Annotated in this window: 18 protein-coding genes; 16 read left to right on the top strand and 2 right to left on the bottom strand. The window is 58.8% G+C overall.

Features of this window, described 5'->3' with window-relative positions:
- From NW837_RS07480 to NW837_RS07415, 14 genes are all read left to right on the top strand, one after another.
- Window positions 1-339: Asr1405/Asl0597 family protein (locus NW837_RS07480; RefSeq protein ID WP_414330309.1), on the top strand; the 339-nt coding region annotated here is incomplete at its 5' end.
- Between the two features lie 54 nt (window positions 340-393).
- Window positions 394-939, top strand: coding sequence for a ferritin-like domain-containing protein (locus tag NW837_RS07475; protein WP_414330307.1), 546 nt, complete (start codon window positions 394-396; stop codon window positions 937-939).
- A 42-nt stretch (window positions 940-981) separates the two neighbouring features.
- Window positions 982-1,206 carry a DUF2949 domain-containing protein gene (locus NW837_RS07470; RefSeq protein WP_011430659.1) on the top strand — a complete coding sequence of 75 codons (225 nt, stop codon included), beginning with the start codon at window positions 982-984 and terminating at the stop codon, window positions 1,204-1,206.
- A 3-nt stretch (window positions 1,207-1,209) separates the two neighbouring features.
- Window positions 1,210-1,569, top strand: coding sequence for a Mo-dependent nitrogenase C-terminal domain-containing protein (locus NW837_RS07465; RefSeq protein ID WP_011430660.1), 360 nt, complete (start codon window positions 1,210-1,212; stop codon window positions 1,567-1,569).
- On the top strand, window positions 1,560-2,954 hold the full coding sequence (nifE, locus tag NW837_RS07460) for a nitrogenase iron-molybdenum cofactor biosynthesis protein NifE (protein ID WP_414330305.1): 1,395 nt from the start codon (window positions 1,560-1,562) through the stop codon (window positions 2,952-2,954). The genes NW837_RS07465 and nifE overlap by 10 nt, the downstream gene beginning before the upstream one ends.
- Window positions 2,951-4,291: a nitrogenase iron-molybdenum cofactor biosynthesis protein NifN gene (gene nifN / locus NW837_RS07455; RefSeq protein ID WP_414330303.1), complete on the top strand. Its 1,341-nt coding sequence runs from the start codon at window positions 2,951-2,953 to the stop codon at window positions 4,289-4,291. Before nifE ends, nifN begins: the two co-directional genes overlap by 4 nt.
- A gap of 81 nt (window positions 4,292-4,372) precedes the next feature.
- The gene (gene nifX / locus NW837_RS07450; RefSeq protein WP_414330302.1) at window positions 4,373-4,792 is read left to right on the top strand and encodes a nitrogen fixation protein NifX; all 420 of its coding nucleotides are present in this window, start codon (window positions 4,373-4,375) and stop codon (window positions 4,790-4,792) included.
- Between the two features lie 2 nt (window positions 4,793-4,794).
- Window positions 4,795-5,250, top strand: coding sequence for a NifX-associated nitrogen fixation protein (locus tag NW837_RS07445; RefSeq protein WP_414330300.1), 456 nt, complete (start codon window positions 4,795-4,797; stop codon window positions 5,248-5,250).
- A gap of 60 nt (window positions 5,251-5,310) precedes the next feature.
- Entirely contained in the window at window positions 5,311-5,574 is a 264-nt protein-coding gene (locus NW837_RS07440) for a CCE_0567 family metalloprotein (protein WP_011432070.1), read from the top strand.
- Complete coding sequence (gene nifW, locus NW837_RS07435; RefSeq protein WP_099883832.1) at window positions 5,571-5,936, top strand: nitrogenase-stabilizing/protective protein NifW; 366 nt, start codon at window positions 5,571-5,573, stop codon at window positions 5,934-5,936. The genes NW837_RS07440 and nifW overlap by 4 nt, the downstream gene beginning before the upstream one ends.
- Before the next feature lie 42 nt (window positions 5,937-5,978).
- On the top strand, window positions 5,979-6,278 hold the full coding sequence (locus tag NW837_RS07430) for a 2Fe-2S iron-sulfur cluster-binding protein (protein WP_099813376.1): 300 nt from the start codon (window positions 5,979-5,981) through the stop codon (window positions 6,276-6,278).
- Window positions 6,279-6,366: 88 nt separating this feature from the next.
- Window positions 6,367-6,693 (top strand): FeoA domain-containing protein, encoded by a 327-nt coding sequence (locus tag NW837_RS07425; protein ID WP_099883830.1) that lies wholly within the window; start codon window positions 6,367-6,369, stop codon window positions 6,691-6,693.
- A gap of 99 nt (window positions 6,694-6,792) precedes the next feature.
- The gene (locus NW837_RS07420; RefSeq protein ID WP_011430669.1) at window positions 6,793-7,050 is read left to right on the top strand and encodes a hypothetical protein; all 258 of its coding nucleotides are present in this window, start codon (window positions 6,793-6,795) and stop codon (window positions 7,048-7,050) included.
- Window positions 7,051-7,393: 343 nt separating this feature from the next.
- Entirely contained in the window at window positions 7,394-9,046 is a 1,653-nt protein-coding gene (locus NW837_RS07415) for a helix-turn-helix domain-containing protein (RefSeq protein WP_414330299.1), read from the top strand.
- Between the two features lie 28 nt (window positions 9,047-9,074).
- Here NW837_RS07415 and NW837_RS07410 read toward each other — a convergent pair whose 3' ends face one another.
- On the bottom strand, window positions 9,075-9,284 hold the full coding sequence (locus NW837_RS07410) for a TOBE domain-containing protein (RefSeq protein ID WP_011430671.1): 210 nt from the start codon (window positions 9,282-9,284) through the stop codon (window positions 9,075-9,077).
- Between the two features lie 258 nt (window positions 9,285-9,542).
- Here NW837_RS07410 and modA point away from each other — a divergent pair, with 258 nt between their 5' ends.
- Both modA and modB read left to right on the top strand, forming a co-directional pair.
- Complete coding sequence (gene modA, locus NW837_RS07405) at window positions 9,543-10,304, top strand: molybdate ABC transporter substrate-binding protein (protein WP_414330296.1); 762 nt, start codon at window positions 9,543-9,545, stop codon at window positions 10,302-10,304.
- A 37-nt stretch (window positions 10,305-10,341) separates the two neighbouring features.
- On the top strand, window positions 10,342-12,129 hold the full coding sequence (gene modB / locus NW837_RS07400) for a molybdate ABC transporter permease subunit (RefSeq protein ID WP_414330293.1): 1,788 nt from the start codon (window positions 10,342-10,344) through the stop codon (window positions 12,127-12,129).
- A gap of 16 nt (window positions 12,130-12,145) precedes the next feature.
- Here the strand turns inward: modB and cobJ are convergent.
- On the bottom strand, window positions 12,146-13,781 hold a 1,636-nt coding region (cobJ, locus tag NW837_RS07395; protein ID WP_414330290.1), incomplete at its 5' end, for a precorrin-3B C(17)-methyltransferase.

Here is a 13,781-nt window from a genome sequence, read left to right as displayed (position 1 = left end):
GCCCCTCTGTTGAGACTCGCCCCCTGCTTCCCAACCGGTGAGCTTATGTCCCCCCTTGTTTCTCCCCCACCGAAAACGGCTGAAGTGCTGCAGGTGCCCCGTTGCGATCGCTGGCGGATTCTCTACCGTCTGCAGGAGCTAGATTTGACCTGTGGCTGTACCCCGACCGGCCAACTGTGGGTGATGATTCGCACCCCCACCGAAGCCCTCCTCGTCCACAGTGTGCTCCGCCTTTTCACCCTCAACCGCTCTGGCTGGCTGAGTTGGTTGGATCGCTGCTGGTCTCTCCAGACCTGGGATCCCCCTGAGAGATCTGCAGGAGGGGATGACCACCCCTGAACCTCCGCCGTTTGCCTCCTTGCTTCTCCTGTTCACCTCGTTTTGGTAGCGCCAATGAGCACTCCATCCCCCTCGACTCACTCCTTCCAACAAGTCCGAGACAACCCCGTTCATCTGGGACGGGAGATCACGGTTCCCATCTGCGAGGGCCTCAACCTAGTTTGGGCCAGTCTTCAGGGGCTGTATTTGCAGTATCTGAAGCACCATCTGGTTGTCGAAGGAGCAGAGTTCTACTCAATTCATCAATTTTTCAACGAAAGTCTACAGGAAGTTCAGAACCACGCCCATGAGGTGGGGGAGCGCCTGAACGGCCTGGGTGGGATCCCGGCCTCCAGCTTTGCCAAGCTGGCGGAGCTGTGCTGCTTCAGCCCAGAAGGGGACGATGCATTGGCCGTGCGGCCCATGCTGGAAGCGGATTTGCGGGCCGAGCAAAGCCTGATCGATCTGCTGCGTCGCCAGGCGGCTCTGGCGGAAAGTGTTGGGGATCGCGCCACCCGTCACCTCTACGAGCAGATTTTGCTGCGGACGGAAGAACGGGCCTTTCACCTGGCCCACTTTCTGGCTGCCGACAGCTTGGTTTTGGGCTTGTCCCCATCCTAGCTTGCCCATCTACGCCCACCCCTCGTTTTGGGAGACTCTGCCATGCTTACCCCCGATCGGGCGCCGCTGCTGCAGTTTTTGCAAGTTGAGCTTGGGATCCCGGAATCCGCCCTCACCTTCGCCCTGAAACGGCATGGGTGTGAACAGGGCCCTTTGCCCATGATTCTTTGGCATTACGGGCTGATTTCCTTGGAGCAACTGGAGCAGATTTTTGAATGGTGTGCTCCCCCTCCTCTTGTTACCAATTCTACCCATTCGGAGGTTTAAGCCATGACTTATCCCTACCCTTCTCTTCCCTTTCCCAGAGTCGGCAACCCTTTGGGATGGCTCGGCCTGGTTTTGAACTCAATTTTCAGATCCGCCCTGAAGTGGCCGCGCCGCTGGCTCAACAGCATTGAAATTCGGGGATCCCGGCAGGCGCGTTGGATTTGTCGTTTGATCCCGGCTTCCTGTCCCTTTGAGCGGGATATCCGACTGGGATCCCGCACCGTCCACATTCCGGCCCTCTGTCGCATCAACCCCCTCTACGAGGAGATCATCGCCCTGCGGCTACGGGCGGCGGCTTATCTGGCCGAAGCTGCGGCTCAACCCCAGCCCCCCTCTTCTCAGGAGATCCCATCATGCCCTTGATCAGCCGGACTAAAGTGGCGGAGCTGCTCAACGAGACCGCCTGCGAGCACAACCACAAGAAAGACGGCAAAGGCAAAAACAAAGTCTGTGCCGAGCAAGCCAAGCCAGGAGGAGCGCAGGGAGGCTGTGCCTTTGACGGGGCTTCGATTGCCCTGGTGCCGATCGCCGATGCCGCCCATCTAGTACATGGGCCAATCGCCTGCAGCGGCAACTCTTGGGGGACGCGGGGCAGCCTCTCTTCTGGCCCCCAGCTTTATCGGGTGGGCTTCACCACCGATCTGAGCGAGAACGAGATCATCTTCGGGGGGGAGGAAAAGCTGTTCCAGGCCATCCTTGACTTGCAGGCCAAATACCAGCCTGCCGCCATTTTTGTCTATCTCACTTGTGTAACTGCCCTCATTGGCGACGATGTGGAGGCCGTGTGTCAGCGGGCCAGCCGCCAGCTTGGGATCCCGGTCATTCCGGTGAATGCGCCCGGCTTTGTGGGCAGCAAAAACCTAGGCAACCGTCTGGCCGGAGAAGCGCTGCTGGACTATGTTATCGGCACCGCCTCCCCGGAGTACACCACTCCCCGCGACATTAACCTCATCGGCGAGTACAACATTGCCGGCGAGCTGTGGGATGTCTTGCCTCTGTTTGACGAGCTGGGGATCCGCATCTTGGCCAAGATCACCGGCGATGGCCGCTACCGCGAGATCTGTACCGCCCACCGGGCCAAGCTGAACGTCCTCATCTGCGCCAAAGCCCTGCTCAATGTGGGCCGCAAGATGCAGGAGCGCTACGGGATCCCCTACATCGAGGCTTCCTTTTACGGGCTGCAGGAGATGAGCCACTGCCTAAGGGCCATTGCCCAAGGGCTGAAGGATCCGCAACTGCAGGAGCGTACCGAGGCCCTCATCGAGCGAGAAACTCGCGCCGCTGAGGCGGCTTTGGCCCCCTACCGGCAGCGGCTGGCGGGCAAACGAGTTGTCCTTTATACCGGCGGCGTGAAAAGTTGGTCGATCATCTCTGCTGCCCGAGATCTGGGGATGCAGGTAACGGCCACCAGCACCCGCAAAAGCACCGAAGAAGACAAAGCCCGCATCCGCGAGCTGCTCGGCCAGGATGGCATTCTCTTGGACAAGGGCAGCCCTCAAGAGCTGCTCAAGGTGGTGGAGCGCACGAAAGCGGACTTGCTCATCGCCGGCGGACGCAACCAGTACACCGCCCTCAAGGCCCGCATCCCCTTTCTGGACATCAACCAGGAGCGGCACCACGCTTATGCCGGCTATCGTGGCCTGGTGAACTTGGCGCGGGAGATCGATGCCGCCCTCCACAGTCCCATTTGGGAGCAGTTGCGACGGCCTGCCCCCTGGGAGACTCCAGCCGAAGAGGAGGTGGGATGATGGCCCAGCTCATCCAAGAACGCAAGCCTCTCAGCGTCAACCCCCTCAAACTCAGCGCTCCGCTGGGAGCGGCCCTGGCCTTTCTGGGGATCAAGGGCTGTCTGCCGCTCTTCCACGGTTCCCAAGGCTGTACGGCCTTTGCCAAAGCGCTGCTGGTACGCCATTTCCGCGAGGCCATTCCCATGTCCACCACTGCCATGTCCGAAGTGGACACCATCTTGGGGGGGGAGGAGAATGTCGAAGCTGCCATCCTCACCTTGGTGGAGAAGGCCCAGCCGGAGCTGATTGGTCTTCTGACCACCGGCCTCACGGAAACCCGCGGGGACGATATGCCGCGCATCCTGCGGGAGCTGCGCCGACGCCAGCCGCAATTGCAGGATCTGCCCATCGTCTTGGCCTCCACGCCTGACTTTAAGGGATCCCTGCAGGACGGCTATGCCATCGCTGTCCACAGCTTGGTCAGCACCTTGCCAGAGCCGCCGTCGGGATACGTCCACCCTGCTCAGGTAACGGTGCTGTGCGGGCCTGCCCTCACCCCCGCCGATGCCCAGGAGATCAAGGAAATGGTGGAAGCTTTTGGCCTGGAGCCAATCTTGGTGCCGGATCTCTCAGGCTCCCTAGATGGCCACTTGGGCACTGGCTTTAGGGCAACCCCGGACGGCGGCACCAGCCTCGAGCAACTGCGGCAGCTGGGGCGATCCGGCCTCACCTTGGCCATTGGGGAGAGCATGCGCCCTGCCGCTCAGATCCTGGCCCAGCGTTTCGGCACCCCCTATCGGGCTTTTCCCCACCTGACCGGTCTCAAGGCTGTGGATCCCTTTTTGGCAACCTTGGCCGACTACAGCCAACAGCCGGTGCCCCTGCGCTACCGCCGCCAGCGCAGCCAAGTCCAGGATGCCCTCCTGGATTGCCACTTTTTCTTCGGCAACCAGCGGATTGCCTTGGCCCTAGAAGCCGATCTGCTCTGGGGGTGGGTGGACTGGCTGCTGGACATGGGCTGTCAGATCCAGGCGGCCATCAGTCCCACACCGGATCCCCACTTGAGCACCCTTCCCATTGAGGCGGTGCGGGTGGGGGATCTGGGGGATCTGGAGGAGCTAGCACCCGGGGCTGACCTGCTGGTGGGCAACTCCCACGTGGCGCGCCTGGGCAAGCGGCTGGGGATCCCAGTGCATCGAATGGGGATCCCTATCTTCGACCGGCTGGGGGCCAACCACATCTGTCAGGTGGGCTATCGCGGCACCCTATCCCAACTGTTTGCTGTCGGCAACCTGCTGATGGAGCAGGAGGAAGCCCGTCACCCCAGCCCACCCCAGGTTTCTGGGCATGGATTCTAAGGGATCCAGAGCTTCGAAGGGCAGCCCAAGTGCCCCTAGCTCCCCCAAACCCTCAAGTTCACGTTTCTAAGGAGAACGCCTATGCAAGTGGCCTTTACAACCCGCGACGGCAAGCACGTCAATGCCCACTTTGGCTGGGCCAACCAGATCGACCTCTACGAAGTCACCCCCGAAGGCTACCGATTTTGTAAGACCCTCACCTTTGGGGGCAACTTGGAGGCAGATGGCAACGAGGACAAGCTGGTGCCCAAGCTGCAGGCTTTGGCCGATGTCACCCTCATCTACGTGGCTGCCATTGGCAGCAGTGCCGCCGCCCGCCTGATCAACCGCCGCATCACCCCCATCAAAGTGCAGTCGGAAGAAGAATCCATCGAGAGCTTGTTGCAGCGCCTGGTAACCACCCTGCACAATCCTCCCCCCTGGCTGCGCAAAGTGCTCTTGGCCGAGCGCGTCAGCAAAGCCGAAGCCCCAAATCCCTCTACTTCCCCTGCGGAGGTTTAGCCATGACGGTTACCCCTCTTTCCCCCTCGACCAGCCCCATCCTGCAGGAGATCGTTCGCCAGATGCGGGCGGCGGATCCCTACGGCACCTACCGCACCTGGAGGGATGAGTTGCTGCTCAAGCCCTTTGTCGTCACCAAAGCCCAGAAGCGCCAAATATCCCTGGAAGGGGAGGTGGATCCGGCAGTGCGGAGCCGCATTCTCATCTACTACCGCGCCATTGCCGCCCTGATTGAAAAGGAAACGGGCCTCCTAGCTCAGGTGGTGCTGGATCTCAACAGCGAAGGCTTTGGTTGGGTGCTGGTCTTCTCAGGGCGGTTGTTGTTGGTGGTCAACACCCTGCGGGATGCCCATCGCTTTGGCTTTGACTCCCTCGAACAGCTCAGCGAAAAAGCCACTGCCCTTATCGACAAAGGGATCCAACTGGCCCGAACCTACCCCGAGGTGGGCCGGCTGTAGCCGCCTGCCTCCCCTTTTGTCTGTGCAGCAATTTCTTTAGCCATCAGGAGTGCCTTGCCCATGTTGAATGAGAGTGACGTTGAGAATGTTGTGAACGGCCTGGATTTCGAGCCCTTCGAACACCTCTCTGCCGACCAGCTCCGCACCGAGATCAAACGACTAAACAGCAAAGCAGGCCAACTGAAAATGGATCTGCACGATCTGGCCGAGGGGCTACCCGACGGGTTCGAGCGACTCCCCGACTTGGCAGCCCGCACCTATGCCCTGTTTGCCCGGCTGCACACCCTCAGACAACGCTTGAAAACCCTGGAGACCTGCCGATGAGTTGGAACCGCAACCGCCGTTGGAAAGACTTCCAAGCCCTAGTCAATGCCGAGGATTATTTCGCTTTTTTCGAGCTCCCCTACGATCCGCGGGTGGTCAATGTAAATCGCTTGCATATCCTACGCAAATTCGCTCAGTATCTGGCTCCTCTGGAGCACTTCCAGGGCAGCGAAGAAGAATGGCTGGAGCAAGCCCGGCAAGCGCTGGAAAAAGCGTATCAAACCTTTCTCACTTCTACCCCGCAGCAGGAGAAGCTCTTCCGAGTCTTTCAAGACTATGGTTGTCCGGATCCCGTTGGCGGCTGTGCCGGCTGCAGCTCTTCGGGAGAGCGGGGCGAATGCAGCCCTGGGATCCCTGCCTAAGCTCCCTTGTTTACCCCTCGTCAACTCTCTGGAGATCTCATCATGGCTACCTACACAGTTCACTTGGTTAACCCAAAACGACGGCTCGACACCTATATCTCAGTAGATGAAGATTCGACCATCCTAGAAGCGGCTGAGGATCAAGATGTGGATTTGCCCTCTTCCTGCCGCTCCGGTAGTTGTTCCTCTTGCGTGGCCAAAGTGGTAGAGGGAGAAGTCGATCAATCGGAGCAAACCTTTCTGGATGAGGAACAAATAGCCAAGGGATTTGTGCTGCTCTGCGTGGCTAAACCTCGCTCCAATTGTACGATTCGCACTCACCAGGAAGCTTACTTGGTTTGATAGACCGCCGCTCTCCAGCTGCTTGCCGCTAGGCTTAAGCAGCCTTTTTTCTATTTTTTTCTAGTTTTCTAGAATTAGGGATCCCTATATGTTGGCACCGCCCACCGTCCCTAAGATCTCAATAACCATATCTCCTCTCCAACTCATGAAGGTTGGAGAAGAAGGTCGCATCTACCAACTGCGCGGATCCGAAGCTGCTTGCGCCCAATTGCAGCAAATGGGTCTCACTCCAGGTACCTATCTCCAGGTTATCCAACGTCACCCTGAGTGGATCCTACTCCTACCCAGTGGCCAACTTTCCCTTCCTGCTCATTTAGCTAAACCCATCTGGGTTTACATGGATCCCCGTTGCGCCTTGATGTCTACCCAAGAACCGAATAAGAAAACAATCTTAAATTTGCCAAGAGCCTTCTAAAATGTAGTCTATTTACCCAATTTTTAACCTGTAATGAGGGACACTCAAAGTAAGGGAAGCTCATCTCTTCATAACCTATCTTGATTTGGGAGCAAAGCCATGAACACCTGTTTGTTGCACCTGGGCTCCATCCTTAAAGCTGCTGAAGAGCTTAGCCTTGTGGAAAAGCCTTTCCCCAAGTTGCAACACATCCAACTCTGCACAGGGCTCAGCCCAGAGGAAATCGTGCGGGCGCTGGAGCTAGAACCCAATCCCTTGGGTTGGCATCTGGAGCCAAGCCACAACCTGGCCGATGAATCGGCGTATTGGGTGGGCGGACGACCTTGTGTCGGCTTGGTTATTGAGCGTTTTGCCTGACACTTGCTGCAGTTCGGATCCCTAAAAGGCTCTCAAGGGGGGAGGAGTAGCCTGCAAAGCCATCTCAAAAGTTCACTGCAAACATTAGAAGTTAAGAGAAAACAAAGCTTTCCAGAAGGTTCACCCTAGACCAAATCTCCCTGGCCTGCCGGGGATCTTTTGAGGTATCGTTCAATCCAGTTCACGAATTGAGCTTAGGAAACAGACCTTAAACTAAGGTCTCTCGCCGGGCTGCCACGGCTTTGCGAGGAAGGTCTCCATGGCCGGGTTTAGGGTTTTGCAGATGCGATAGCAGGTGTGAACGAGGGAGAGCTACAGGGAAACGTTATGGAGTTTGAGGGCTATGGCTTATCAAATCTCAGGGGATTGTATCGGTTGCAACGCTTGTGTAGATAGCTGTCCTACGAAAGCTATTGTTGTTCAGGATGGGGAATACTGGATTAATCCTCTGTTGTGCAATGACTGCGAAGGTTTCTTCCCAGAACCTCAGTGCGTTAGCCTGTGTCCCGGTTCTGCCCCGCAGCCTTATGAAGCCATGAAGGGGCGCAACCGCACGGTCACGGCCCGCATTCGCAGCAGTCCACCTCTATTTTTGAACGGCCATAGCCAGGCTTTTGCTTCATCGATTGTGGTTTGGGAAGCCTGCAATTTCCTATCTCAATTTCAATCTCTCAATCTGCAAAAGCAGGGAGATAACCAGGTTTGCTATCAGAAATCTGTTGGCCACAACCAGGGATCTCTGACCCTAACTCTATGTTTGGACGGGATCCTACAAAGTGCTCCGATCGATGTGCGAACTGCCTGTTTGCATCTTATTTTTGCTGCCTATGCCGCCGGGTTGGATAGCCCCTGGAAGGAATCCTTTGTTTTCACCGACTCACAATTGGAGTCCTATTTGGGCTGGGATAAACGTAAAGATCTGAGCAAGATGACCCGTCTCCACCTGTTCATGACCTGGATAGAGCAGCTCTGTCGGATTCAAGTCTCCATCGATTGGCCGGATCAGGGGCGGGTGAAGGGGTTTTCGGTACCGGCTGGCCCTCTGTGGAGGCTGCTCAAGATGCATCGCCACTTTCAAAAAGATGAGCAGGGCTGCAACCATCTGGTGGGCCTGACTTGGGCGATTCAGCCCGGCGAATGGACACGGTACTTTCTCAATCGACAAGGGTGCCGCCAGGGGCAAGCCTTTTATCAGTACAGCAGCCTGCCCCTATCCCTGTTGCAGGCCGTGATGAGCCATTGGCAGCATCATGAAGGAGCCATGCGCTTGCTGCTGTGGCTGTTGTTCAAAGTGAGGATGGGGCGGCAACAGCGTCTGACGGTGCCCACCCTGATGCGAGTGGCCTACGGGGAAGAGCGACTGCAGGAAGCTTATCTCAATCTTCAGGAACGCAAGCGGCTGGTGCGCACCTTTGAAAGCGATCTGGAGGTTCTCAACCACTACGGCCTCAAGCCGGAGTTCGATCCCCTCACCTATCCTTCTTCCATTCAACCCCTGTGGGCTCGCCTGGAAGCTGTGCCCGAGGATGCGGACGAGGCATTGAACTTTTGGATTGAAGATGCCAACAACGGTGGCTTGCTGACGGCTGCCGGGCCGCGGGGCAAGTGGGGACTCTTGATGCAGGCTCGCATTCAACGATTTCATCTGCCCTCCGACTGGCATCGTCGAGTAGTTCAAGAAGCCAGATCCCCGACCCGAGAATCGGGATCCCGGCAGCGGCGTAGGGCAAAGTCTGCGCCTGTTGCAACAGACTCGGATCTCCCTGGCCCTCCCGAAAACCCAAAAGACTTCCCCTCAAGCAAAGCTTTGCGTGGAGCGGATATCTCGGCGGCACGCCGGCAAAAGGGAATCAGCCAGCGGGAATTGGCCCAGAGGCTGGGGCGCAGCCAGAGCTGGGTGCGGGATGTAGAGAATGGGCGGCTTCAGATCAGCCTAAACGATCGCCAGCGCCTTATCAAAGCCCTGTATTTGGATCCCAGGCAACAGCAAGTCTAGGCCAGTCACTCAATTTGCTAATCCACCACTAATCCACGGCGATGACCACATCTGAGGCTTTAATGGCAGCATACGCTTCTTTTCCAACTGCTATACCCAACCGTTCGGCAGAGTGCTTAGAAATAATGGCTGTTATTTCTATGCCTGGTGCAACTTCCAGAACAATTTCGGCATTGACCATGCCCACCTGGAAGCTTTTTACAGTTCCTTTAAAAAAGTTGCGAGTGCTGATTTGCATGACTTCTCCTTTGTTGAACACTTAAAGCAACAGGGGTGTTGACCAAACTGAACAAGAAGGGATCTCGGCAGATGGCCATTCAACATTGGTTTCAATACTATCAGATGCTTATCGTTGCCTCTGGGGAGGAATGGCTGCCGATAGTCTAGGTGTGTATCTACAGATACAAATTACAACCCAATTCCGACAGTCAAAAGCACCGAACCATTGGCGGATTTTCCTGTTCTGAGAGTTGTCACGGGTCAAAGAAAAATGGCTATGAAACGAAGAACTGCAATGTTATTCCTAGGGATCCTGGCCGCCCTGGCTTTGAGGTGGGGGTCGGCTCCCGGCTTGGCACAATCTCAGCCCATTTTGGTGGGGGCTGCGGTGAGCTTGCAACCGGCTTTAACGGAAATCGACCGGTTGTTCACCGCCCGCTATCCCGACATCAAGGTTGAGTACAACTTCGCCAATTCCGGCTCTCTCCAGCAACAGGTGGAGCAGGGGGCTCCTTTGGACGTGGTATTTTTCGCAGCCGCCTCTTTTATGGACGCCCTTGCCCAGCAAAACCTGCTGGTGGAGGGATCCCGGCGAGATCTTCTCAGCAATCGCATGGCTTTAATTGTGCCTGCCAATGCCAGAACCAAGGTTCAGGATTTTGCCGACTTGGTGGCGGAAGAGATCCGGGTTCTGTCCATTGGGGATCTGCAGGCCATGCCCGCCGGACGCTATGCCCAGGAAATTCTCACCCAAGCAGGGGTGTTTGAGACGCTGCGGCCCAAGATGGTGTTTGCCAGCACGGTGCGGGAAATCTTAACGGCGGTAGAACAGGGCAATGCTGACGCTGGGATCCTGTTTACCTCGGATGCTCAGCTTTCGGATCGGGTGCGGGTGGTGGCTACGGCGGATCCCATTACGCCAATTATCTACCCGGTGGCATTGGTGCGCGATACTCCCGCCGGACGGTCTTACTTGGAGTTTTTGACCTCAGGGGAAGCGGCAGAGGTGTTTGTGAAGTACGGCTTTATCCGCCTGTGAGGGATCCCTCTGCAATGGCGCGGATGAGTTACTCCAAATGAGCGACTACGACCTATCCCCGCTTTGGATCTCCCTACGGATTGCCGGCTTGGCCACGGGCATCACCTTTGGGGTGGGGACGCTGGCGGCTTACGGGATGTTGCACTACCGAGGTCGCTGGCGCTCTCTCCTCGAGGCCCTCTTGTTGGCGCCGCTGGTGTTGCCGCCCACCATGGTGGGCTTCCTGTTGCTGCTGCTATTTGGTCGGCGAACCCTTCTGGGACAACTTTTGGCCTCGCTGAACCTATCGGTCATCTTCACCTGGTATGCCGGGGTGATCACGGCAGCGGTGGTGGCCCTGCCCCTGATGTACCGCACGGCCCTGGGAGCTTTCCAGCAGATCGACCCGACGCTGGTGGCGGCAGCCCGCACCCTGGGAGCAAGTAGGGCCAAGATTTTTACGCGGGTGCTGATCCCTTTGGCCTTACCAGGGATCCTGGCGGGGATTACCCTCAGTTTTGCCCGCGCTCTGGGGGAGTTCGGCGCCACCTTGATGCTGGCAGGCAACATCCCGGGCCGCACGCAAACCCTGTCCATGGCCATCTTCTTTGCCGTTCAGGCGGGGGACATGCGGGGGGCGGCCATCAGCTCGGCCTTGGTCTTGATGTTGTCCTTGGGGGTGATGACGGCAGTTAACCTTTGGTTTCAGCGACGGCCCTGGCAGCGACCTCCCTCTCGTCCTCTACAGGTTCTCACCAGAAGGGATCCGGATTTCTCAACTCCGGCCCCTCGCCTCTGGGTAGACATCTACAAGAAGCTGCCCCAATTTGAGCTGCAGGCGCAACTGAGCTGCGACGGGCGGCCATTAGGACTGCTGGGGGCCTCTGGATCCGGCAAAAGCCTGCTTTTGCGCTGCATTGCCGGGATCGAAACCCCGGATGGTGGGCGCATTTTGCTCAACGAGCGGGCGTTGTTTGACGCCGAACAGGGGATCCGGCTGCCCCCCGCTCAGCGACGGGTAGGGGTGATCTTCCAGAACTACGCTCTGTTTCCCCATCTCACCGTCGCCCAGAACATCGCTTTTGGGATCCCTGCGGGCTTGAGCGAAGCGGAAAAACAAGAGCGGATCCAGGCCCAGCTGCGGTTGGTCAAGCTGAAGGGCTGGGAAAACCGCTATCCCACGGAGCTCTCCGGAGGACAGCAGCAGCGGGTGGCCCTGGCGCGAGCCTTGGCTTCTGAGCCGGAGATCTTGCTGCTGGATGAGCCTTTTTCTGCTTTGGATGCCCACCTGCGCAGCCAACTGGAGCAGGAGATGGGGGAAATCCTAGCGGGCTACAAGGGAGTCACGCTTTTGGTAACCCACAACATTGAGGAAGCCTTCCGCCTCTGCGGGGATCTGGCTGTAATGGAGCAGGGGCGAATCATTGCCCAGGGGGACAAGCGTCAGCTATTTGAGGCTCCCCCCTGCCTTAGTGTGGCGCAACTGACGGGCTGCAAAAACATCTCTCGGGCCAAGCTCCTGGGCCCTCAACGGGTGCTGGCCTTGGATTGGGGCTGTGAGCTGCAGGTACAGGGATCCCCAGCGGGAGAATACATCGCCATCCGCGCCCACCACCTCACCTTCAGGCCCGACGGGAAGCTGCCCAACACGTTTCCGGCTTGGCTGGTGAAGTGGAGCGAGACCCCCCACCGACTGACTCTCTTCTTTAGGCTGGGCGGTCCTCCTGCCCACCGCCAGGACTATCACCTGCAAGCTGAGGTGTGGCGGGAGCGCTGGCGCGAGGTGGAGACTTGGGGATCCCCCTGGTGGCTACAGTTGGATCCCCGGCATCTGAGGGTGTTTTGAGTCTGGAGCCCAGGAGTCAGGTGGGCTCGCCCAAGCGGTAGCCCCGCGGGGTAATCAGCCGGTCTCCATGGCGAAAGGTCTGAGAGTTGCCGATAAGAACCAGGGTGAGCATGTCCACCTGCTCTGGATCCAGCTCCCCCAGGGTGGTGAGGTGGAGGGTTTCGCCGGGGCGGTAGAGGTTGCGGGCCAAAGCCACAGGGGTATGGGCGGGCCGGGCCTGCAAAAAGATCTGCAGAGCCTTGAGGAAGGGATCCACCCGCTGCCGGGAGCGGGGGTTGTAAAGGGCCACCACAAAATCGGCAGCTGCAGCCGCCTGCAGGCGTTTTGCAATCACTGGCCAGGGGGTAAGCAGATCCGAGAGAGAAATGGCGCAGAAGTCGTGCATCAGCGGAGCCCCCAGCCGGGCAGCAGCCGCCTGGAAGGCAGAGATCCCCGGCAGCACCTCCAGAGAAGGGCGGATCCCATCCCAGCCAGAGCGGACCAAGCACTCCAACACTAGCCCCGCCATGCCGTAAATGCCCGCATCCCCCGAAGAAATCACCGCCACCTTCAGCCCCTGCTGCGCCCAAGCAATCGCCCGTTCGGCTCGCTGCAGCTCTTGGGTAATGGGAGAGGCCTCCCGGATTTGGCCGGGGTGCAAAAGGGGATCCACCAGATCCAGATAAAGCTGGTAGCCAATCACCACCTCAGCTTGGGCTAAAGCCAGGCGGGCGGCCAAGGTCAATTGAGCGGGATCGCCGGGGCCGGTGCCAATAAGCCACAGATGGCCACTGCGAGGGGAATATTCCCGGGCAGCGCGGGCAATGGCCAGGGTACAGGCCCCTTCGGTTTTCGAGGTGAAGACCTGCTTGGGGCAGAGGAGGGTTGCTCCCCCAAAGGGCTCTACCTTCTCCGCAACGCAAGAGGGCCTCTCAAAAGCTCGGTCACCTCTTCCCCAGATCTGAGCCGCCAAAAGAGCAGCCGCCTCGGCTACGGAGGGGGTGCCCACCGCCTGCCGCACCGCCTCCGAAGGGTGGGGCACCGGGATCCCGGCCAAAGCCTCTGCCGAGAAAAACTCAATAGGCCAGCCATAGGCTTGGGCCAGCTCCAGAAGACCTGGCTCGTTTTGCTTGAGCTCTAGGGTGGCCAAGCCGGCAATGGCCTCGAACGCCAGCCCCTGGGCCTGCAGCAGGCGGCGCAGGGATCCCTCTAGCCAAACGCGGGTAGTGCCCCGCTCGCAGCCCACCCCCACCCAGAGCACCCGCGGATGCCAGTGCACGGTTGGGATCCCCGTGGGAGGGGAGAGGTATTCCCCAATCCAGATCTGGGCAACGGGATGGGGAGGAGAGGAGGCCACTAGGGGATGATCTGCCGGCCAAGCTTGTCGCCAAAGCCGCGTGCCGCAGGTCTGGTGAACGGCCACCGGCTCTCCCCGCGTCAAGGCGGCTGCCACCCCGTTCCAATCTCCAGCGCCCCGCCGCCAGCCATAGGGATCCCCCAGCAAATCCAAAGGCGGGATCCCCAGCCCCTCGGAAGCAGAGGTGAGAACCGGCTGGGCTCCCAAGGTAGCGGCCACCTGCCGCGCCAGGGCATCGGCCCCCCCCACATGTCCCCCGCACAGGCTAATAGCCCAGCGACCGGCTTCGTCCACCACCACCACCGCTGGATCCCGC

This window comes from Synechococcus sp. R6-10, assembly GCF_047461815.1.
GTDB lineage: Bacteria > Cyanobacteriota > Cyanobacteriia > Thermostichales > Thermostichaceae > Thermostichus.
This window is presented reverse-complemented; position numbering and strand designations above follow the sequence as displayed.

Bases quoted from the DNA above. Each gene is read 5' to 3' on its own strand.
- NW837_RS07475 (WP_414330307.1), top strand. From the start codon at position 394: ATGAGCACTCCATCCCCCTCGACTCACTCCTTCCAACAAGTCCGAGAC.
- nifN (WP_414330303.1), top strand. From the start codon at position 2,951: ATGATGGCCCAGCTCATCCAAGAACGCAAGCCTCTCAGCGTCAACCCC.
- nifE (WP_414330305.1), top strand. From the start codon at position 1,560: ATGCCCTTGATCAGCCGGACTAAAGTGGCGGAGCTGCTCAACGAGACC.
- NW837_RS07430 (WP_099813376.1), top strand. From the start codon at position 5,979: ATGGCTACCTACACAGTTCACTTGGTTAACCCAAAACGACGGCTCGAC.
- NW837_RS07415 (WP_414330299.1), top strand. From the start codon at position 7,394: ATGGCTTATCAAATCTCAGGGGATTGTATCGGTTGCAACGCTTGTGTA.
- NW837_RS07465 (WP_011430660.1), top strand. From the start codon at position 1,210: ATGACTTATCCCTACCCTTCTCTTCCCTTTCCCAGAGTCGGCAACCCT.
- NW837_RS07445 (WP_414330300.1), top strand. From the start codon at position 4,795: ATGACGGTTACCCCTCTTTCCCCCTCGACCAGCCCCATCCTGCAGGAG.
- nifW (WP_099883832.1), top strand. From the start codon at position 5,571: ATGAGTTGGAACCGCAACCGCCGTTGGAAAGACTTCCAAGCCCTAGTC.
- NW837_RS07425 (WP_099883830.1), top strand. From the start codon at position 6,367: ATGTTGGCACCGCCCACCGTCCCTAAGATCTCAATAACCATATCTCCT.
- modB (WP_414330293.1), top strand. From the start codon at position 10,342: ATGAGCGACTACGACCTATCCCCGCTTTGGATCTCCCTACGGATTGCC.
- modA (WP_414330296.1), top strand. From the start codon at position 9,543: ATGAAACGAAGAACTGCAATGTTATTCCTAGGGATCCTGGCCGCCCTG.
- NW837_RS07440 (WP_011432070.1), top strand. From the start codon at position 5,311: ATGTTGAATGAGAGTGACGTTGAGAATGTTGTGAACGGCCTGGATTTC.
- nifX (WP_414330302.1), top strand. From the start codon at position 4,373: ATGCAAGTGGCCTTTACAACCCGCGACGGCAAGCACGTCAATGCCCAC.
- NW837_RS07410 (WP_011430671.1), bottom strand. From the start codon at position 9,284: ATGCAAATCAGCACTCGCAACTTTTTTAAAGGAACTGTAAAAAGCTTC.
- NW837_RS07470 (WP_011430659.1), top strand. From the start codon at position 982: ATGCTTACCCCCGATCGGGCGCCGCTGCTGCAGTTTTTGCAAGTTGAG.
- NW837_RS07420 (WP_011430669.1), top strand. From the start codon at position 6,793: ATGAACACCTGTTTGTTGCACCTGGGCTCCATCCTTAAAGCTGCTGAA.